Here is a 20,249-nt window from a genome sequence, read left to right on the forward strand (position 1 = left end):
CCAGTCAAAGCCTGAGAATGTGATTTAGCGCGCACTAAACTTTGATAAAACGTTTTATCTTCTCGCAGCATTGAAGCAGGCAAACTGATTTTAACAATAAAGGAGTCGTTTTATGACGGCGAAAACAGCACAAAAAATATCGCTGTGGGAGTTTTTCCAGCAACTGGGTAAAACCTTTATGCTGCCCGTGGCGCTCCTCTCGTTCTGCGGGATCATGCTCGGGATCGGCAGTTCGCTGAGCAGTAAAGACGTCATCACGCTGATCCCGTTCCTCGGTACTCCCGTGCTGCAGGCGATCTTTATCTGGATGAGTAAGGTCGGCTCCTTCGCGTTTAGCTTCCTGCCCGTGATGTTCTGCATCGCCATCCCGCTGGGCCTGGCCCGCGAGAATAAAGGTGTCGCGGCGTTTGCCGGGTTTGTGGGTTACGCCGTGATGAACCTGGCGGTTAACTTCTGGCTGACCGCGAAAGGCATTCTGCCGACGACCGATGCTGCCGTGCTGAAGGCCAACAACATTCAGAGCGTGATTGGTATCCAGTCTATTGATACCGGGATCCTCGGAGCGGTGATCGCCGGGGTCATTATCTGGATGCTGCACGAGCGCTTCCACAATATCCGCCTGCCGGATGCTCTGGCCTTTTTCGGCGGTACCCGCTTCGTGCCGATTGTCACCCTGGTGGTCATGGGTCTGTTCGGCCTGATCATTCCGCTGATCTGGCCGGTCTTTGCGATGGGCATCAACGGCATTGGCCGCATCATCAACGGCGCGGGAGATTTTGGTCCGATGATCTTCGGCACTGGCGAGCGTCTGCTGCTGCCGTTCGGCCTGCAGCATATCCTGGTGGCCCTGATTCGCTTCACCGAAGCGGGCGGTACCATGGAGGTGTGCGGTCACGACGTGAGCGGTGCGCTGACCATCTTCCAGGCGCAGCTGAGCTGTCCGACTACCCACGGCTTCTCCGAAAGCGCCACCCGCTTCCTGTCTCAGGGTAAAATGCCGGCCTTCCTCGGCGGCCTGCCGGGTGCCGCGCTGGCGATGTATCACTGCGCGCGCCCAGAAAACCGACATAAAATTAAAGGGCTGCTGATCTCCGGCGTGATTGCCTGCGTCGTGGGCGGCACCACCGAGCCTATCGAATTCCTGTTCCTGTTTGTTGCGCCGGTGCTGTATCTCATCCACGCGCTGCTGACCGGCCTGGGCTTTACCGTGATGGCGGTGCTGGGCGTCACCATCGGCAACACCGACGGCAACGTGATTGACTTCGTGGTGTTCGGGATCCTGCACGGCCTGTCAACCAAGTGGTATCTGGTGCCGGTCGTGGCGGCTATCTGGTTCGCGGTGTACTACGGTATCTTCCGCTTCGCCATCACCCGCTTTAACCTGAAAACGCCGGGCCGCGATACCGACACCGCCACCAGCGTTGAGCAGGCGGTGGCCGGTACCGTGGGCAAATCCGGGTATAACACCCCTGCCATTCTGGCTGCGCTGGGCGGTGCGGATAATATTACCTCGCTGGATAACTGCATCACCCGCCTGCGTCTGTCGGTGGCGGATATGTCAAAAGTGGATACCAACGCCCTGAAAGCCAACCGGGCCATCGGCGTGGTACAGTTAAATCAGCATAATTTGCAGGTGGTTATCGGCCCGCAGGTTCAGTCGGTGAAAGATGAGCTGGCAACCCTGATGCGAACAGTAGAAGCCTGATGCCTCAACCCCCTCTCATGAGGGGGTTTTACTTTAAGGATTAACGTCATGTTTGATTTTTCTACCGTCGTGGATCGTCACGGCACCTGGTGTACGCAGTGGGACTACGTCGCCGACCGCTTTGGCGCGGCGGATTTGCTGCCCTTCACCATCTCGGATATGGACTTCGCCACCGCCCCCTGCATTACCGACGCGCTGCATCAGCGCATCAACCACGGCGTGCTGGGCTACAGCCGCTGGAAAAACGACGAGTTTCTTGCCGCTGTTGAGCACTGGTTTCGGCAGCGCTTTAACAGCCGCATTGATAAAGAAACCATCGTTTATGGCCCTTCCGTCATCTACATGGTGTCAGAGCTGATACGCCTCTGGTCTCACCCCGGCGACGGCGTGGTGGTCCACACCCCGGCGTACGATGCGTTTTACAACGCCATTGGAGGCAATGCGCGTCAGGTTGTGGCCGTTGAGATGGAAAAGCAGGCGGCTGGCTGGCAGGGCAATATGGCGGCGCTTGAAGCGGCCCTGGCGAAACCGGAAAACAAAATTCTGCTACTGTGCAGCCCGCAGAACCCGACCGGCAAGGTCTGGACGCGGGATGAATTGACGCAGATGGCGGAACTCTGTGAGCGCTATGACGTGGCGGTTATCAGCGATGAAATTCATATGGACATGGTGTGGGGGGCGCATCGCCACACCCCGTGGAATGCGGTAGCGCGCGGCAAGTGGGCGCTTCTCACCTCCGGCTCGAAAAGCTTTAATATTCCGGCACTGACGGGCGCATACGGCCTGATCGGCGATGAAGAGAGCCGTAACGGCTATCTCACCGCGCTAAAAGGACGGGATGGGCTCTCTTCCCCTTCCGTGCTGGCGCTGACGGCTCATATCGCCGCCTATCAGCGTGGAGAGCCGTGGCTTGATGCCTTGCGTCGTTATCTGGAAGAGAATCTGTTGTATATCGCACAGGAATTAAACAGTGCTTTTCCGAAACTGAACTGGCAGCCGCCGGAAGCAACCTATCTGGCCTGGATTGACCTGCGCCCGCTGAACATTGACGACAGGGCACTGCAAAAAGTGCTGATCGAGCAGCAAAAAGTCGCCATCATGCCGGGATATACCTACGGGGAAGAGGGAAATGGCTTCGTGCGCTTAAATGCGGGCTGCCCACGCAGCAAGCTGGAACAAGGGGTTCAGCGCCTCATCGCCGGGATCAACACGCTCCTGTAATTTGTTTGCGCAACGGAATATTCCCTTGCGCAAATAGCTTTTTACCCCGTTTTGTTTTTATAATATGGCGCACTTTAATCCGAAAAGAGTGCGACCATGATTGATACACGCCTGCCCTTAACTGATATTCATCGTCACCTTGACGGTAACATTCGTGCCCAAACCATCCTCGATCTTGGCCGCCAGTTCAACTTAACGCTTCCCGCTCAGACGCTTGAGTCGTTGATCCCACACGTACAGGTTACCTCCAATGAACCAGACCTGGTCAGCTTCCTGAGCAAACTCGACTGGGGCGTGAAGATGCTGGCCTCGCTGGATGCCTGCCGCCGCGTGGCGTTTGAGAACATTGAAGACGCGGCCCGCAACGGCCTGCACTACGTTGAGCTGCGCTTCTCGCCGGGCTATATGGCGATGACCCACAACCTGCCCGTTGCAGGCGTGGTGGAAGCCGTCATTGAAGGCGTCCGCGAAGGGTGTAAAACCTTCGACGTTCAGGCCCGCCTGATCGGCATTATGAGCCGCACGTTCGGCGAAGCCGCCTGCCTGCAGGAGCTGGAAGCGCTGCTGGCGCACCGCGATGCCATCACCGCCGTTGACCTTGCCGGCGATGAGCTAGGCTTCCCCGGCAGCCTGTTCCTCTCCCACTTCAACCGCGCGCGCGATGCCGGCTGGCACATTACCGTCCATGCTGGTGAAGCAGCGGGCCCGGAAAGCATCTGGCAGGCCATCCGCGAGCTGGGCGCCGAGCGTATCGGCCATGGCGTGAAGGCGGTAGAAGACCGCGCGCTGATGGATTTCCTGGCGGAGCAGCGCATCGGCATTGAGTCGTGCCTGACGTCCAACATTCAGACCAGCACCGTAGCAACGCTGGCGCAGCACCCGCTGAAAACGTTCCTTGAGCACGGCGTGCTGGCCTCGCTGAACACGGACGATCCGGCGGTTCAGGGCGTGGATATCATCCACGAGTACAACATCGCCGCACCGCAGGCGGGCCTGAGCCGCGAGCAGATCCGCCAGGCGCAGATCAACGGGCTGGAGATCGCCTTCCTTACGCCAGCAGAGAAGCAGGCGCTGCGGGATAAGGTGGCAACCGCGTAAACCCTTTGCCGGGTGGCTTCTACGCCTTACCCGGCCTACAACAACGTCAAAAACTTATGCCAGACAGAGCGTCGCGCGATGTTTGGCAGATTCAATCCCCAGCTCAATCAGCTCCATAATCTGGATCGCCTGGCTGGCCGGAACCGGGTTCTCCCCCGTTCCGTTAAGCGCATCGCGGATGGCAGCATAATAAGCCGGATAGTTACCCGGGATCGTTAACAGGGTTTCCTCAACCAGCTCCTCACCTTCCGTCCGCGTCACGACGCCGTCGCGCATATCATAGCCCCAGTCTTCCTGCGGCAGACGTTCACCGTTTTTGAGGCGATCTTCCTGCGGATCGAGGCCAAACTTCACGTAGCTCCCGCGCGTGCCGTGGATGATATAGCGGGCAGATTCCGCGGCCGCGACCATCGTCCCGTGCAGCACAATCCGCCGCTGCGGGTAACTCAACACCGCGTGGAAGTAATCCGTTGTCTGCGCACCGGGCCTCAGCTGGGCCAGATCGACCGTCATGCTCACCGGCAGCCCAAACAGATTCACGGCCTGGTCCAGCAGATGCGGGGCTAAATCGTACCAGATGCCGCTGCCCGGACCGGCCTGCTCGCGCCAGCGGTTTCTCACCTGCGGACGGAAGCGGTCAAAGTGTGATTCAAAAAAAACGATCTCTCCTAACGTGCCTTCCCCGAGAAGCGTTTTAACCGTCAGGAAGTCGCTGTCCCAGCGGCGGTTATGGAAAACGGACAGCACTCTGCCCAGACTTTTTGCCAGCGCCTCCAGCTCACGCGCCTGTGACAACGTCACGGTGAAGGGTTTGTCAACAACGACGTGCTTCCCGGCTTCCAGCGCGGCTTTCGCCAGCGGGAAGTGCGTGTCGTTCGGGGTGGGAATAACAATTAAATCGATATTCGGATCGTTGAAAAGGTGTTTAGGCTCGGAGACAACCGGCACTGCGGGCCAGTCAGCGTGGACTTTGGCGGCGTCGCTGCTGGATACCGCCGCCAGCGCCATTCCCGGCGTTCCGGCTATCAGAGGCGCATGAAACGTTTTGCTCGCGTACCCGTAGCCTATAAGCCCGACGCGGATGTTATCACTCATCGTGTTGTCCTCTTTTGCGTTTCTTATTTCATACTGGCTTTTCTGGCATTGTCCTCATTAATAATGAGCCATGGCGCTTAAAATAGCAGGCTGTACCGGCTATTTTTGTTACATAGTATTAACCTTCTGATTTTGTTTAAGGGAATCGTTCCCAAAGCGCTTGCCGTCAGAGAAACAGCGCTGTAACATTTGCGACCTGTATTTATGGATAAATTACAACAGTGAATCATGGCATCAATTATTAATCGAATCATTGAATTAGCGGGATGGATTGTTCTTGGGGTTTCGGTCATTTTGCTCGGCGTAGCCAGCCATATTGATAACTACCAGCCGCCGGAGCCTGCTGCCGTCACCCATCCTAAGTAACCGGTTGCTGCTTTAAAGAGTGACATAATGTGTCAGTTTCGTATTGCCAGCCCTGGTGAACACGGTTAACCTTCTCTTCCAGGCATCACCTTCGGTGCCTGAATTTCAGCAAAGAAAACTCCTAATTTCGTCGCGTTATCTGAGTGGGCTGTTTACGTCTGTATTAATCCGTTTATTATTCGACCGAATTACCTTAACTGGTATTACTCACTTTTATATGGAAAATTATTAATATGACAGTTCAGGACTATTTATTAAAATTTCGCAAGATCAATTCGCTTGAGAGCCTGGAAAAACTGTTTGACCATCTGAACTACACCCTGTCGGATAATCAGGACATCATCAATATGTATCGCGCCGCTGACCATCGCCGTGCGGAGCTGGTCTCCGGCGGACGCTTGTTCAACGTCGGCGAGGTGCCGAAGTCCGTATGGCGTTACGTTTTATAAGAAAGTAGCCATCCGCGCGAAATGTTATATACTCTCCGCCCTGCAAACTGGCTGTACAACATTTCGCGCAGATAATGGGAGAGTTCATGACCGCAACGCCTGGAGAACGCATCGGAGGCTGGTTAATCGCCCCACTGGCATGGCTGCTGGTTGCCTTATTAAGCGCATCGCTTGCGCTGCTGCTTTATACCACCGCATTGATTACCCCTCACGCTATTCAGACCCTAATGTCGCAAAGCGTGCTGAATATAGCGATGTGGTTTGTGTCGTTCGTTTTCGCGATTGGGATGTGGTACTACACCCTGTGGCTGACTATCGCCTTCTTTAAGCGCCGCAAGAGTGTGCCTAAGCACTACATTATCTGGCTGCTGGTCTCGGTCCTGCTGGCGGTTAAAGCGTTTGCTTTCTCGCCCGTCTCTGACGCGCTTGCTGTCCGCCAGTTGCTTTTCCCGTTACTGGCTGCGGCGCTGCTGGTGCCCTATTTCAAACGTTCAACGCGTGTGAAAAACACCTTCGTGAACCCGTAATAACCTTACAGATAACCTGTTGTCGCCTGCCCCGGTTTGTCCGATAATAGGCGGCTTTTTTATTTCAGGCTAAATAATGACCGATTACTTACTGCTCTTTGTCGGCACCGTGCTGGTTAACAACTTCGTTCTGGTGAAGTTCCTTGGCCTGTGCCCGTTTATGGGCGTGTCCAAAAAGCTGGAAACGGCGATGGGCATGGGGCTGGCGACGACCTTCGTCATGACGCTGGCGTCTATCTGCGCGTGGTTGATTGACACCTGGATCCTCATCCCGCTGGGGTTAATCTATCTCCGCACGCTGGCGTTTATTCTGGTTATCGCGGTGGTGGTGCAATTTACCGAAATGGTGGTGCGTAAAACCAGCCCGGCGCTCTATCGCCTGCTGGGTATCTTCCTGCCGCTGATCACCACCAACTGCGCGGTGCTTGGCGTGGCGCTGCTGAACATCAACCTTGGCCATAACTTCATGCAGTCGGCGCTGTACGGCTTCTCCGCCGCTGTCGGTTTCTCATTTGTTATGGTGCTGTTCGCGTCGATTCGCGAACGTCTGGCAGCAGCTGATATCCCTGCGCCATTTCGCGGTAATGCCATTGCGCTGGTGACCGCGGGTTTAATGTCTCTGGCCTTTATGGGCTTTAGTGGTCTGGTGAAGTTGTAATGAGTGCTATCTGGATTGCCATCGCCTCTATCAGCGTCCTGGGGTTGGTGTTTGGCCTTATCCTGGGTTACGCCTCCCGCCGTTTCGCGGTAGAGGACGATCCTGTTGTTGAAAAAATTGATGAGCTTTTGCCGCAAAGTCAGTGTGGACAGTGCGGCTACCCGGGCTGCCGCCCTTACGCTGAAGCGGTAGGCATTCAGGGTGAAAAAATTAACCGCTGTGCGCCCGGCGGCGAAGCGGTGATGCTGAAAATTGCCGCCCTGCTTAACGTCGATCCGCAGCCCGTTGATGGCGATGCGGAAGTCCAGGAGCCGGTTCGCGCCCTCGCGGTGATCGATGAAGCAAACTGCATCGGCTGCACCAAATGTATTCAGGCCTGTCCGGTCGACGCCATTGTCGGCGCGACCCGCGCCATGCACACCGTTGTGGCGGATCTTTGCACCGGCTGTAACCTCTGCGTGGCCCCCTGCCCGACGCAATGTATAGAGCTGCGCCCGGTTGAAACGACTACCGAAAGCTGGAAGTGGGATCTTCAAACCATTCCGGTTCGCAATATTCCTGTGGAACAACATGCTTAAGTTATTTTCTGCTTTCAGAAAAGAGAAGATCTGGGACTTTGACGGCGGTATCCATCCGCCAGAGATGAAAACCCAGTCCAACGGCACGCCGCTGCGTCAAATTCCGCTGGCGACGCGTTACGTCATGCCGCTCAAGCAGCATATTGGCGCTGAGGGCGAGCTGTGCGTGAAAGAAGGCGATACGGTGCTGCGCGGTCAGCCGCTGACCTTCGGACGCGGACGTATGCTGCCGGTACACGCCCCTACTTCCGGGAAAGTGGTGGCAATTGCCCCTCATACGGTGGCGCATCCGTCCGCGTTGTCGGAACTGAGCGTGATTATTGAAGCCGACGGCGAAGATCGCTGGATTGACCGTGACGGCTGGAGCGACTACCGCAGCCAGAGCCGCGAAGCGCTCATTGAGCGTATTCATCAGTTCGGCGTCGCGGGGCTTGGCGGCGCGGGCTTCCCGACCGGCGTCAAGCTGCGCGGTGGTGGCGATAAGATTCAGACGCTGATTATCAACGCCGCCGAGTGCGAGCCATACATCACCGCCGACGATCGTCTGATGCAGGACTGCGCCGCCCAGGTGGTGGAAGGCATCCGCATCCTCGCGCATATTCTGCAGCCGCGGGAAGTGCTGATTGGTATCGAAGACAATAAACCGCAGGCCATCTCAATGCTGCGCGCCGTGCTGGCCGGTAGCCATGATATCGCCCTGCGCGTTATTCCGACCAAGTACCCCTCTGGCGGCGCAAAACAGCTGACGCAAATCCTCACCGGCAAGCAGGTCCCGCACGGCGGACGCTCGTCGGATATCGGCGTGCTGATGCAAAACGTCGGCACCGCTTACGCCGTCAAGCGTGCGGTGATTGACGGCGAGCCGTTGACCGAGCGCGTGGTAACGCTGACCGGAGAGTCTGTCTCTCGTCCGGGTAACGTGTGGGCGCGCCTCGGCACGCCGGTGCGCCATCTGCTGGAACAGGCTGAATTTTGCCCGGCCAGCGACCAGATGGTGATCATGGGCGGTCCGCTGATGGGCTTTACCCTGCCGTGGCTCGACGTTCCGGTAGTGAAAATCACCAACTGTCTGCTCGCCCCTTCTCCAACCGAAATGGGGGAGGAGCAGGAAGAGAAAGGCTGCATCCGCTGCAGCGCCTGTGCCGATGCCTGCCCGGCGGATCTCCTCCCGCAGCAGCTGTACTGGTACAGCAAAGGCCAGCTGCACGATAAGGCCAAAGCCCATAACCTGGCCGACTGCATCGAATGCGGCGCCTGCGCCTGGGTCTGCCCAAGCAACATTCCTCTGGTGCAGTACTTCCGCCAGGAGAAGGCCGAGATTTATGCCATCTCCATGGAAGAAAAACGCGCCGCGGAAGCCAAGGCACGTTTCGAAGCGCGTCAGGCGCGTCTCGAACGTGAGAAGATGGCTCGTCAGGAGCGACATAAGCAGGCCGCCGTTCAGCCTGCCGGGAAAGATCAGGATGCAATCAACGCCGCACTGGCGCGCGTTCGCGAGAAAAAAGCCAGTGCCGCCCAGACGCTGGTGATCCAGGCCGGTGAAAAACCGGATAACAGCGAAGCGATTGCCGCCCGCGAAGCGCGTAAAGCTGCGGCCCGCGCCCGTCAGGCGGAAAAAGCGCAAGCGGCGCAGCCGGAAGCTGAAATCGATCCACGCAAAGCCGCCGTTGAGGCGGCGATTGCCCGTGCCAAAGCGCGCAAGGCCGGGGAGCAGCCAGTGGTGGTTGAACAGGAACCGGTCGATCCGCGTAAAGCCGCCGTCGAAGCGGCGATTGCCCGCGCCAAAGCGCGCAAAGCAGCGCAGCAGGCGCCAGCCGCAGAACCTGAAGCACCGGTCGACCCACGTAAAGCCGCCGTTGAAGCGGCGATAGCCCGCGCCAAAGCGCGCAAAGCAGCACAGCAGGAAGAGCAGCCGCAGGCCGCCAACGATGACCCGCGCAAGGCCGCCGTCGCCGCCGCCATTGCGCGCGTTCAGGCAAAGAAAGCCGCACAGCAAGCCGTAAACGAGGATTAAATGGTTTTCAGAATCGCAAGTTCCCCTTACACCCACAATCAGCGCCAGACATCGCGCATCATGATGCTGGTCTGCCTGGCCGCGCTGCCGGGCATTGCCGTTCAGTGCTGGTTTTTCGGCTGGGGAACTCTGTTCCAGATAGCTCTTGGATGCGCCAGCGCCGTCGCCGCGGAAGCCCTCGTGCTGAAGCTGCGCAAGATGGCGGTTTCCCGCATCCTGGCGGACAACTCCGCTCTGCTGACCGGCCTGCTGCTGGCCATCAGCATTCCCCCGCTTGCCCCGTGGTGGATGGTGGTGCTCGGCACCGTGTTTGCCGTGATTATTGCCAAACAGCTCTATGGCGGCCTCGGTCATAACCCGTTTAACCCGGCGATGATTGGCTACGTGGTGCTGCTGATCTCCTTCCCGGTACAGATGACCAGCTGGCTCCCGCCGCATGAGATTGCAGCCACGGTGCCCGGCTTTATGGATGCTCTGCAGGTGATCTTTACCGGCCATACGGCGCTGGGTGCTGATATGAACGCGCTGCGTATGGGCGTGGACGGTATCAGCCAGGCGACGCCGCTCGATACGTTTAAAACGTCCCTGCACGCCGGGCACAGCGTTGAGCAAATCATGAAGTCCGCCATCTACAGCGGCGTGCTGGCGGGAGCCGGCTGGCAGTGGGTCAACCTGGCGTATCTGCTGGGCGGCCTGTTCCTGTTGCAGCAGAAAGCCATCCGCTGGCATATTCCGGTCAGCTTCCTGGTAACGCTGGCGTTCTGCGCCACGCTGGGCTGGGTATTCTCTCCTGAATCGCTGGCCAGCCCGCAGATGCACCTGCTCTCCGGCGCGACCATGCTGGGTGCCTTCTTTATCCTGACGGATCCGGTGACGGCCTCAACGACTAACCGCGGACGCCTGATCTTCGGTGCGCTGGCTGGCCTGCTGGTTTGGCTCATCCGCAGCTTCGGTGGCTACCCGGACGGCGTGGCCTTTGCCGTCCTGCTCGCCAACATTACCGTTCCGCTCATCGACTATTACACGCGTCCACGCGTGTACGGCCATCGCTAAGGGTTTCGCCATGTTAAAAACGATGCAAAAACACGGCGTCACGCTGGCTGTCTTCGCCGCGGTCCTGACGGGGCTGACGGCACTGGTTAATGCGTTGACCAAAACGACCATCGAAGAACAGGCCTCGAAGCAGCAAAAGGCGCTGTTCGATCAGGTGATCCCGTCCGATTTCTACGATAATGACCTGCAAAAAAGCTGCTTTGTGGTAGACGCGCCGCAGCTTGGGAAAGGCCCGCACCGCCTCTTTATCGCCCGCAAAGGGGATAAACCGGTCGGCGCGGTGATGGAAGCGACCGCCCCTGACGGCTATTCCGGCGCCATTCAGCTGCTCGTGGGCAGCGATTTCTCCGGTACCATCCTGGGCACCCGCGTGACGGAACATCATGAAACGCCGGGCCTGGGCGACAAAATTGAAACCCGTCTGAGCGACTGGATTTTGCACTTTGCCGGTAAAGTGATCCATGGTGAAAATGACACCGCGTTTGCGGTGAAGAAAGACGGCGGCGAGTTTGACCAGTTCACGGGCGCAACCATCACCCCGCGGGCGGTGGTAAACGCCGTAAAACGAGCCGGGCTGTACGCTGAAACGCTGCCCGCGCAGATCAACAATCTTCCGGCCTGTGAGGAGTAATCATGAGCCAGGTTAAAGAGGTTATTGTCCAGGGATTGTGGAAAAACAACTCCGCGCTGGTACAGCTTCTGGGTATGTGCCCCCTGCTGGCGGTGACATCCACCGCCACCAACGCGCTCGGTCTGGGTCTGGCAACCACGCTGGTATTGACCCTGACCAACCTCTCCATCTCTGCCCTGCGACGCTGGACGCCGTCGGAAATTCGTATTCCGATTTACGTCATGATCATTGCGTCGGTGGTCAGTATTGTCCAGATGCTGATTAACGCCTACGCGTTTGGTCTGTACCAGTCGCTCGGGATCTTCATTCCTCTTATCGTCACCAACTGTATTGTGGTCGGGCGTGCGGAAGCGTTCGCGGTGAAAAACAGCCCGGCCATGTCGGCGCTGGATGGTTTTTCCATTGGCATGGGCGCCACGTGCGCCATGTTCGTGCTGGGCTCGCTGCGTGAAATCCTCGGCAACGGTACGCTGTTCGACGGCGCAGATGCGCTGCTGGGCGGCTGGGCTAAAGCGCTGCGCGTTGAGGTGTTTCACACCGATACGCCGTTCCTGCTGGCGATGCTGCCGCCCGGCGCGTTTATTGGCCTCGGCATGATGCTGGCGATAAAATACCTGATTGATGAGAAACGTAAGCGCCGCGCGGCTGAGCGCAGCGTTCTGGAAGGGACACCCGAGAAGGCCTCATGAATAAAGAAAAGCGCATTGCGATCCTGACCCGTCTGCGGGACGAGAACCCGCACCCGACGACGGAGCTGAATTTTACCTCCCCGTTTGAGCTGCTGATCGCGGTGTTGCTCTCTGCGCAGGCGACCGACGTGAGCGTCAATAAAGCCACTGCCCTGCTCTATCCGGTCGCCAATACGCCGAAGGCCATGCTGGAACTGGGCGTGGAAGGCGTGAAGTCTTATATCAAAACCATCGGCCTGTTTAACAGCAAAGCCGAGAACGTAATTAAGACCTGTCGGATCCTGCTGGAACAGCACGGAGGCGAAGTACCGGAAGATCGCGCCGCGCTGGAAGCCTTGCCGGGCGTGGGGCGTAAAACCGCGAACGTTGTGCTCAATACCGCGTTTGGCTGGCCGACCATCGCCGTTGATACGCATATATTCCGCGTCTCAAACCGGACCAACTTCGCCCCAGGGAAAAACGTCGAGCAGGTAGAAGAGAAGCTGTTAAAAGTGGTTCCTGCCGAATTCAAGGTTGACTGCCACCACTGGCTGATTTTGCACGGTCGTTATACCTGCATAGCCCGAAAGCCGCGCTGCGGCTCCTGCGTTATTGAAGATCTCTGCGAATATAAAGAAAAAGTCTATCCCTGACCCGTCATAATCCCCTACCTAAAGAAGGACTACCGTTCGTTCTTCTTTTGGCCGTTATTTGTCCGCTCTTACTTTCTTCTGACTTGTCACTTGTTCGGCTCTATAACGCTCAAACAGGTTAATACTTTTTTCATAGCCAAAAATTTCTATACATCTGTGATCGCGATCACTCTGATAACGTCATGTTGATTTTTTGTAGTCAAAGTCATCGCAAACCCTTTGCCGGGCAAGATTTAAATGCGTTTACCCGGAAGATAAGACCAGCTATTTTTCAGAATATGGGCTATATCACTACAACAAGCGGCAAATAGCAGAACATATCGCCAAAACCCCATCGCACTGGGTGTATACCAGTCGAAAAAACTACCTTTAGTTATCGTATAAAATTTAACGCTAAATAACATTTGTAGAAGCCGACAATTATACCGTTCAAGATAAATGTAACAGATTATTACAAACGTATTGCCAGACGGGGCAGGATAGTGAACATTACCCGCCGTTTCTCCTCCCAATATAACTATAAGGCGGATGGGCTACGGCCATCACGCTATGAACACCCCCGTTAATATGGGATGTAAAAAAAGAGGTATATGTGTCGACTGCAAACAATAAACCAACAGATGAAAGCGTGAGTCTGAACGCTTTTAAACAACCGAAAGCGTTTTATCTCATCTTCTCTATCGAGTTATGGGAGCGTTTTGGTTACTACGGCCTGCAAGGGATCATGGCGGTTTACCTGGTTAAACAGCTGGGTATGTCCGAAGCCGATTCCATCACGCTGTTCTCCTCCTTTAGTGCCCTCGTTTACGGTCTGGTTGCTATCGGCGGCTGGCTGGGTGATAAAGTTCTCGGTACTAAGCGCGTCATTATGCTGGGTGCCATTGTTCTGGCTATTGGCTATGGTCTGGTTGCATGGTCAGGACATGATGCGGCTGTGGTCTACATGGGCATGGCAACCATCGCCGTGGGTAACGGCCTGTTCAAAGCGAACCCGTCTTCCCTGCTCTCAACCTGCTACAGCAAAGATGACCCACGTCTGGACGGTGCATTTACCATGTACTACATGTCCATCAACATCGGTTCCTTCTTTTCCATGCTGGCAACCCCATGGCTGGCCGCGAAATTCGGCTGGAGCGTGGCGTTTGCGCTGAGCTTCGTGGGTATGCTGATCACCGTGGTAAACTTCCTGTTCTGCCGCAACTGGGTGAAAGACTACGGTTCAAAACCTGACTTCGAGCCTGTCCACATGGGCAAGCTGCTGGCTACCATCGTGGGCGTTGTCGTCCTGGCGGCGATCGCCACCTGGCTGCTGCACAACCAGGGTATCGCTCGTGCCGTTCTGGGCGTAGTTGCGCTGGGCATCGTGGTCATCTTCGCAAAAGAAGCGTTCGCTATGAAGGGTGCAGCCCGTCGTAAGATGATTGTGGCGTTCATTCTGATGCTGGAAGCGATTATCTTCTTCGTGCTGTACAGCCAGATGCCAACCTCTCTGAACTTCTTCGCTATTCGTAACGTTGAGCACTCTATCCTGGGTATCGCATTCGAACCCGAGCAGTTCCAGGCGCTGAACCCCTTCTGGATCATGATCGGTTCCCCGATTCTGGCCGCAATCTATAACAAGATGGGCGATCGTCTGCCAATGCCGCACAAGTTCGCGGTGGGTATGGTGCTCTGTTCTGGTGCGTTCCTGGTGCTGCCGCTGGGGACTAAGTTTGCGTCCGACGCCGGTATCGTGTCCGTTAACTGGCTGATCCTGAGCTACGCGCTGCAGTCTATCGGCGAACTGATGATCTCCGGTCTGGGTCTGGCGATGGTTGCACAGCTGGTTCCACAGCGTCTGATGGGCTTCATTATGGGTAGCTGGTTCCTGACCACTGCTGGTGCGGCGATCATCGCCGGTAAGATCGCGAACCTGATGGCTGTGCCAGAAAACGTGACCGATCCGCTGCTCTCCCTGAACGTCTACGGTACCGTGTTCATGCAGATTGGTATCGCTACGGCGGTTATCGCGGCGCTGATGCTGCTGACCGCGCCGAAACTGAATCGAATGACTCAGGACGACGACAAGACGGCGGAAGCGAACAAAACCGCTACCGCGTGATATCTGAGAGAAACGACAGAACAGAAGCCGCTAAGAGATTAGCGGCTTTTTTTTTGTCCCTTCGCGCACTAACATAGCTGAAACCTCAGCAAAAAGGAGTTACCGATGAAACTGTTCTACAAACCGGGCGCGTGCTCTCTTGCTTCCCATATCACCCTGCGCGAGAGCGGCAAAGATTTCACGCTGGATGGCGTTGATCTGATGAAAAAGCGCCTGGAAAACGGGGATGACTTTTTTGCGATTAACCCAAAAGGGCAGGTTCCGGCCCTGCTGCTGGATGACGGAACTCTGCTGACCGAAGGCGTGGCGATTATGCAGTTCCTGGCGGACAACGTACCGGATCGCCAGCTCCTTGCCCCTACCGGCAGCGTCGCACGTTATAAAACGCTGGAGTGGTTGAACTATATCGCCACCGAGCTGCACAAAGGTTTTACCCCCCTCTTCCGCCCGGATACGCCGGAAGAGTACAAGCCGACCGTGCGAGCTCTGCTGGAGAAAAAGCTGCAGTATGTTAACGAATCGCTGAAAGACGATCAGTGGATTTGTGGTTCACGCTTCACCATTGCCGACGCGTACCTGTTTACCGTACTGCGCTGGGCGCGTGCGGTTAAGCTGAACCTGGAAGGGTTGGACCATATCGCATCGTATATGGCGCGCGTGGCGGAGCGTCCAGCAGTGGCCGCTGCGCTAAAAGCGGAAGGGTTGAATTAAGCGAGCCGTCTGTGTTGCCGGGTGGCGCTGACGCTCACCCGGCCTACGAACTCTGGACGATTATAGCCGTGTGGCGCTGAAATAGTGCTCCGGCTTCGCGATACGATCCTGTGCCGCGACCACCTGCAGTTCATATTCCTGCATCTCTTTCGTCGCAATCATAATTTCGTACACCGCTGCCGTCACGTGCTCCAGCGCGTCTCTCACCGTTGCACCCTGCAACAGTTTCACCAGCAGTAGCCCGCTGGTCACATCACCCACGCCCACCGGCTGACGCGTGCCGAAATCCACCAGCGGACGGCTGATATGCCATGCGTCATCTTTCGTCACCAGCAGCATCTCAAAACGCTCCTGGGTCAGCCCTGCGCGGGCGAGATGTTTTACCAGCACAATCTCCGGCCCCTGGGCTATGAGCTCGCGAGACGCGCGTACAGCCTCTTCTACGCTGTTAACCGGATGCTCGCAGAGGATCTCCAGCTCAATCAGGTTGGGCGCAATGATATCGCTGGCGGGCAGCGCATGGCGAACGTGAAATTCCGCTACGCCAGGCGCCACAATGCAGCCTTTCTCCGGGTGTCCCATGACGGGGTCGCAGAAATATTTTGCCACCGGGTTTGCCGCTTTCGCCTGACGCACGATGCCGAGGATGTGTTCCCCCTGCTCCGCTGAGCCGAGGTAGCCGCTCAGAACGGCGTCGCAGCGCTTGAGCTGGTCGATATCCGCAATACCCTGCACAACCTCTGTGAGATGCGAAGGCGGCATCACGCAGCCTGTCCATTTGCCGTATTGCGTGTGGTTAGAGAACTGCACGGTATTGAGAGGCCAGACGTTGGCACCGAGGCGGCGCATCGGGAATTCCGCTGCGCTATTGCCAGCATGTCCAAACACAACGTGGGACTGAATGGCGAGGATGTTCTTCATCTTTTTCTTACCAAACCCTGAACAAACAAAAAGGGCGTGGTTTCCCACGCCCCTCGAGACTTTTACTTACTTCCAGCAGACCAGACAGTAGTTTTTCTTACCGCGGCGCAGTAGCGTGTAGCGGCCATACAGACGATCGCCGTCAACGAAGGTGTATTCCGGATCAGCCTGCTTTTCACCGTTGATGGTGATAGCGTTGGAGGCGATGGTTTTACGCGCCTGACCACGGGAAGGCTGGAGCTCAGAGTCCACAAGCGCCTGCATCAGGTCAGCCCCTTTTTCCATCTCAACCATCGGCACGCCGTCCTGCGCCAGCTGTTCGAAGTCCGCTTCGCTCAGATCGCTCAGCGTACCGTTGAACAGGCTTGCAGTGATGCGTTTTGCCGCGGCCAGGCCCTCTTCACCATGAACCAGTTTGGTCACTTCGTCCGCCAGCACGTACTGGGCACGCGGCGCTTTACCGCTGTTCTTATCTTCCTCTTCCAGCGCATTGATCTCTGCAATGTCCATGAAGGTGAAGAACTTCAGGAAGCGGTAAACATCGGCATCCGCCGTGTTGATCCAGAACTGATAGAATTTGTACGGGCTGGTTTTCTTCGGATCGAGCCACACCGCGCCGCCTTCGGTTTTACCGAATTTGGTGCCGTCTGCTTTGGTGATCAGTGGAACGGTCAGGCCGAAGACCTGGTTCTGATGCAGACGACGGGTCAGATCGATACCGGAGGTGATGTTCCCCCACTGGTCAGAGCCGCCGATCTGCAGAGAGACGCCGTGCAGCTTGTTCAGGCAGGCAAAGTCATAGCCCTGCAGCAGGTTGTAGGAGAACTCGGTAAAGGAGATACCCTGATCGTCACGGTTCAGACGCTGCTTGACCGCTTCTTTGTTAATCATCTGGTTAACAGAGAAGTGCTTGCCGATGTCACGCAGGAAGGTCAGCACGTTCATGCCGCCAAACCAGTCGTAGTTGTTAGCAGCAATGGCAGAGTTATCACCACAGTTGAAGTCGAGGAACGGTGCAACCTGTTTGCGGATCTTATCCACCCACTCCTGCACGGTATCTTCGGTGTTCAGCTTACGCTCCGCGGCTTTAAAGCTCGGGTCACCAATCAGACCGGTCGCGCCGCCCACCAGGGCAACAGGCTTATGACCCGCCATCTGGAAGCGTTTCAGGCATAACAATGGAACAAGATGCCCCAAATGCAAGCTGTCAGCGGTGGGATCGAAGCCGCAATAGAGCGCGATCGGGCCTTGCGCCAGTCGCTCTGCTAACGCTTCCTCGTCCGTCACCTGGGCCACGAGGCCCCGCTCTTGCAATTGTTTAATCAAGTTACTGCTTGCCATCAAATTCTCCATGTATAAACGACTGCACCTTTGCCGGTACACGACTTTTCGCCTGATGCGAAAGGACCATAGAATAAAGCGCAAGCGCGGTGTGCGCTAGCGCTTAAATCAACAAATTTCGGGGATTACGGGGCCAGTCTGTCGATTTTCCAGCCGCCATTCTCGCGCTGGTATAAAAAGCGGTCATGCAGGCGATGCTCACCGCCTTGCCAGAATTCCATCTGCTCAATCGGAATGCGGAAGCCGCCCCAGAAGCTCGGCAGCGGAATTTCCCCCTGCTGGAACTTCTGTTTCAGCTCCAGGAATTTACTTTCCAGCACGCCGCGGGCAGAGATCCGGCTGGACTGTTTTGATACCCAGGCGCCAATCTGGCTGTCGCGCGGGCGGCTGTGGAAATACTTCACCACCTCAAGGGTCGAGAGACGTTCCGCTTTACCGGTGACCATCACCTGACGTTCCAGCATGTGCCACGGGAACAGCAGGCTGATGCGCGGGTTGTTTTCTAAGTGGTGCGCCTTGCGGCTGCCCAGATTGGTATAGAACACCAGCCCTTTCTCGTCGTAATGCTTAAGCAAGACGATGCGCTGATACGGTTGACCGTTTTCATCTACCGTCGCGACGACCATGGCCGTTGGGTCGGCCAGCTTCGCGTCGCAGGCCTGTTTCAGCCAGCGCTCAAAAAGCACGAGGGGTTCAGCGGGAAGATCCTGGCGACGCAGGCCGCCTTTGGTGTATTCACGGCGCAGATGCGCAATTTGCTGCAGTTCGTCGTTATCTGACATGGCGTTAGCTGATCTTGAGATTGGGTGGCGCTATTGTGCGCCGCCCCTGTAAAAATCTCAACGCTTCGGATTTTCAAGCTGGCAGTTGTTCAGCACAATGCGGTCGCGTTTGTAGACCGTGGCGCTGTCGCCTTTCGACCAGAAGACATAGATGCCGTCCGAATAACGCGCCCCGGAGGCCGAGATACCCTGTTTAAGGGTTAGCAGCTTGTTATCGTAAACGAAGCTGGCTTCCTGACGCGGGTTATTCAGCTTCACGGTCAGCGGTTTTTCATCGCAGCGATACTCCAGCGTATCGGTTTGCATGCGCTCAAGGAACTGGTTATAGACGCTGCATCCTGACAGCAATAAAGGCGCGGCAATAAGAAGAAGTTTTTTCATGGGCGTATTCCGAAGACTTTCCTGGTCCTGGAGGGCATGGCTGCCCCCCTGTTTTATTCCATTCTAACGACGAGGCGCCGCGCTGAATTTCAGTTAACTCTGATTATGACGAGGATTTGCAGGGAAAATCGCCCCGAGGACGCTGGCCTCGCGCGCGCCGGTTACCGACGGCAAATTCCCTGGCAGCCCGGCGATGGTGCGCCAGGCAAGCCAGGCGAAAGCCAGCGCTTCCATATCATCCCCGCTGATGCCGGCCTCGTCCGTCGTGGTCACCTCAGTGCCCGGCAGCAGCCCGGCAAGACGCGCCATCACCAGCGGGTTTCGGCTTCCCCCGCCGCACACCAGCAGGCGTTCGCAGCCGCCGCTGAGCAGCACTTGCTCAGAGATCGACACGGCCGTTAATTCGGCAAGCGTCGCCTGGACATCCTGCGGGGCGAGTGCCGGGAACAGCGCAAGCTGGCGCTCGAGCCAGCCAAAGTTGAAGTATTCTCGTCCCGTGCTTTTCGGCGCCGGTAAGGCAAAATAAGGGTCGCTGAGCATGGACTGCAGCAGCGGGAGAACCACTTTACCCTCGCTCGCCCACTCGGCGTTTTTATCGTACGGTTGACCGCACTGCCGCCAGATCCAGGCATCCATTAACATATTTCCCGGGCCGGTATCGTAGCCGCGAACGGGCTGCCCCGGAATAAGCATCGAGAGGTTAGCAATCCCGCCTATGTTGAGCACCATGCGGCGTTCTGTAGGGTGCGCCAGCAACGCCTGATGGAATGCAGGCACCAGCGGCGCGCCCTGGCCGCCAAGCGCAATATCGCGGCGCCGAAAATCCCCGACGACCGTTACGCCCGTCTTCGCCACAATCTGGTTGTTATCGCCGATTTGCAACGTATGCGGCGCGTCGCCAGTCGGCTCATGCCAGACGGTTTGTCCGTGACACCCGATGGCGACCACATCCTGGGGACGAAGGTGTTCTTTTTGCATTAACGCCTGCACCGCATCCGCAAACAGCGCCCCCAGCCGAACATCAAGTTGACCAAGCTGGGAGAGGGTTAACTGCTGCCCCTGACAGATGCTCAGAATGTCCTCTTTCAGCGAAAGGGGGATTGGCCAGGTCAGGCTCGCCTGCTGTGCCACCATATGTTCGTCAATGGCGGCCAGAACGACATCTACCCCATCCAGACTGGTGCCCGACATCACACCAATGTAGCGACCCGATTTCATGCGCTTTCCTTACGTTGCGTGGGCTAAGGATATCCACTCAACCATAAACAGCGCTCCTTTGCCATCCGACGATAATAT

Annotated in this window: 21 protein-coding genes; 15 read left to right on the top strand and 6 right to left on the bottom strand. The window is 56.8% G+C overall.

All coding sequences use genetic code 11. The annotated features are described in order from the left end of the window. The first annotated feature begins 112 nt into the window (after window positions 1-112). The 3 genes from malX to add all read left to right on the top strand — a co-directional run bounded on the left by malX (window position 113) and on the right by add (window position 4,024). Complete coding sequence (gene malX / locus ACTJI7_RS02090) at window positions 113-1,705, top strand: maltose/glucose-specific PTS transporter subunit IIBC (protein WP_028012923.1); 1,593 nt, start codon at window positions 113-115, stop codon at window positions 1,703-1,705. Between the two features lie 48 nt (window positions 1,706-1,753). Then, window positions 1,754-2,926 (top strand): MalY/PatB family protein, encoded by a 1,173-nt coding sequence (locus ACTJI7_RS02095; protein ID WP_192979000.1) that lies wholly within the window; start codon window positions 1,754-1,756, stop codon window positions 2,924-2,926. 96 nt (window positions 2,927-3,022) lie between these two features. Then, complete coding sequence (gene add / locus ACTJI7_RS02100; RefSeq protein WP_047368418.1) at window positions 3,023-4,024, top strand: adenosine deaminase; 1,002 nt, start codon at window positions 3,023-3,025, stop codon at window positions 4,022-4,024. Between the two features lie 54 nt (window positions 4,025-4,078). Here add and ACTJI7_RS02105 read toward each other — a convergent pair whose 3' ends face one another. Further along, the gene (locus ACTJI7_RS02105) at window positions 4,079-5,119 is read right to left on the bottom strand and encodes an oxidoreductase (RefSeq protein WP_048956290.1); all 1,041 of its coding nucleotides are present in this window, start codon (window positions 5,117-5,119) and stop codon (window positions 4,079-4,081) included. A 240-nt stretch (window positions 5,120-5,359) separates the two neighbouring features. Here ACTJI7_RS02105 and blr point away from each other — a divergent pair, with 240 nt between their 5' ends. The 12 genes from blr (at window position 5,360) to gstA (ending at window position 15,528) form a co-directional block, all read left to right on the top strand. Continuing rightward, window positions 5,360-5,485 (top strand): division septum protein Blr, encoded by a 126-nt coding sequence (blr, locus tag ACTJI7_RS02110; protein WP_168733269.1) that lies wholly within the window; start codon window positions 5,360-5,362, stop codon window positions 5,483-5,485. A gap of 233 nt (window positions 5,486-5,718) precedes the next feature. Further along, window positions 5,719-5,934 carry a transcription modulator YdgT gene (gene ydgT, locus ACTJI7_RS02115; protein ID WP_013096896.1) on the top strand — a complete coding sequence of 72 codons (216 nt, stop codon included), beginning with the start codon at window positions 5,719-5,721 and terminating at the stop codon, window positions 5,932-5,934. A gap of 86 nt (window positions 5,935-6,020) precedes the next feature. Continuing rightward, complete coding sequence (locus ACTJI7_RS02120; protein WP_025758365.1) at window positions 6,021-6,461, top strand: DUF2569 domain-containing protein; 441 nt, start codon at window positions 6,021-6,023, stop codon at window positions 6,459-6,461. Window positions 6,462-6,537: 76 nt separating this feature from the next. Then, window positions 6,538-7,119, top strand: a complete 582-nt coding sequence (gene rsxA / locus ACTJI7_RS02125) for an electron transport complex subunit RsxA (protein ID WP_028012919.1) — start codon at window positions 6,538-6,540, stop codon at window positions 7,117-7,119. Continuing rightward, window positions 7,119-7,697 (top strand): electron transport complex subunit RsxB, encoded by a 579-nt coding sequence (rsxB, locus tag ACTJI7_RS02130; RefSeq protein WP_032640037.1) that lies wholly within the window; start codon window positions 7,119-7,121, stop codon window positions 7,695-7,697. Before rsxA ends, rsxB begins: the two co-directional genes overlap by 1 nt. Beyond that, the gene (gene rsxC, locus ACTJI7_RS02135; RefSeq protein ID WP_047368415.1) at window positions 7,690-9,711 is read left to right on the top strand and encodes an electron transport complex subunit RsxC; all 2,022 of its coding nucleotides are present in this window, start codon (window positions 7,690-7,692) and stop codon (window positions 9,709-9,711) included. The genes rsxB and rsxC overlap by 8 nt, the downstream gene beginning before the upstream one ends. Then, window positions 9,712-10,764 carry an electron transport complex subunit RsxD gene (gene rsxD / locus ACTJI7_RS02140; RefSeq protein ID WP_063153897.1) on the top strand — a complete coding sequence of 351 codons (1,053 nt, stop codon included), beginning with the start codon at window positions 9,712-9,714 and terminating at the stop codon, window positions 10,762-10,764. It abuts the gene before it with no gap. A 10-nt stretch (window positions 10,765-10,774) separates the two neighbouring features. After that, window positions 10,775-11,395 (top strand): electron transport complex subunit RsxG, encoded by a 621-nt coding sequence (rsxG, locus tag ACTJI7_RS02145; RefSeq protein ID WP_063153896.1) that lies wholly within the window; start codon window positions 10,775-10,777, stop codon window positions 11,393-11,395. A 2-nt stretch (window positions 11,396-11,397) separates the two neighbouring features. Then, the gene (locus ACTJI7_RS02150) at window positions 11,398-12,084 is read left to right on the top strand and encodes an electron transport complex subunit E (protein WP_023617347.1); all 687 of its coding nucleotides are present in this window, start codon (window positions 11,398-11,400) and stop codon (window positions 12,082-12,084) included. Continuing rightward, on the top strand, window positions 12,081-12,716 hold the full coding sequence (gene nth / locus ACTJI7_RS02155; RefSeq protein WP_028012914.1) for an endonuclease III: 636 nt from the start codon (window positions 12,081-12,083) through the stop codon (window positions 12,714-12,716). The genes ACTJI7_RS02150 and nth overlap by 4 nt, the downstream gene beginning before the upstream one ends. A gap of 592 nt (window positions 12,717-13,308) precedes the next feature. Then, the gene (gene dtpA, locus ACTJI7_RS02160; RefSeq protein WP_028012913.1) at window positions 13,309-14,817 is read left to right on the top strand and encodes a dipeptide/tripeptide permease DtpA; all 1,509 of its coding nucleotides are present in this window, start codon (window positions 13,309-13,311) and stop codon (window positions 14,815-14,817) included. Window positions 14,818-14,922: 105 nt separating this feature from the next. Continuing rightward, window positions 14,923-15,528: a glutathione transferase GstA gene (gene gstA / locus ACTJI7_RS02165; protein ID WP_028012912.1), complete on the top strand. Its 606-nt coding sequence runs from the start codon at window positions 14,923-14,925 to the stop codon at window positions 15,526-15,528. A 60-nt stretch (window positions 15,529-15,588) separates the two neighbouring features. Here the strand turns inward: gstA and pdxY are convergent, their stop codons facing one another. From pdxY to anmK, 5 genes are all read right to left on the bottom strand, one after another. Next, on the bottom strand, window positions 15,589-16,449 hold the full coding sequence (pdxY, locus tag ACTJI7_RS02170; protein ID WP_063153895.1) for a pyridoxal kinase PdxY: 861 nt from the start codon (window positions 16,447-16,449) through the stop codon (window positions 15,589-15,591). A gap of 66 nt (window positions 16,450-16,515) precedes the next feature. Then, window positions 16,516-17,790: a tyrosine--tRNA ligase gene (gene tyrS / locus ACTJI7_RS02175; protein ID WP_028012910.1), complete on the bottom strand. Its 1,275-nt coding sequence runs from the start codon at window positions 17,788-17,790 to the stop codon at window positions 16,516-16,518. A 125-nt stretch (window positions 17,791-17,915) separates the two neighbouring features. Further along, complete coding sequence (pdxH, locus tag ACTJI7_RS02180) at window positions 17,916-18,572, bottom strand: pyridoxamine 5'-phosphate oxidase (protein WP_028012909.1); 657 nt, start codon at window positions 18,570-18,572, stop codon at window positions 17,916-17,918. A 57-nt stretch (window positions 18,573-18,629) separates the two neighbouring features. Continuing rightward, window positions 18,630-18,953: a C-type lysozyme inhibitor gene (gene mliC / locus ACTJI7_RS02185; RefSeq protein WP_028012908.1), complete on the bottom strand. Its 324-nt coding sequence runs from the start codon at window positions 18,951-18,953 to the stop codon at window positions 18,630-18,632. Between the two features lie 93 nt (window positions 18,954-19,046). Further along, window positions 19,047-20,171, bottom strand: a complete 1,125-nt coding sequence (anmK, locus tag ACTJI7_RS02190; RefSeq protein ID WP_028012907.1) for an anhydro-N-acetylmuramic acid kinase — start codon at window positions 20,169-20,171, stop codon at window positions 19,047-19,049. Window positions 20,172-20,249 lie beyond the last annotated feature (78 nt).

Origin of the sequence: Enterobacter sp. 22499 (assembly GCF_052044815.1) — a bacterium.
Classification (GTDB): domain Bacteria; phylum Pseudomonadota; class Gammaproteobacteria; order Enterobacterales; family Enterobacteriaceae; genus Enterobacter; species Enterobacter bugandensis.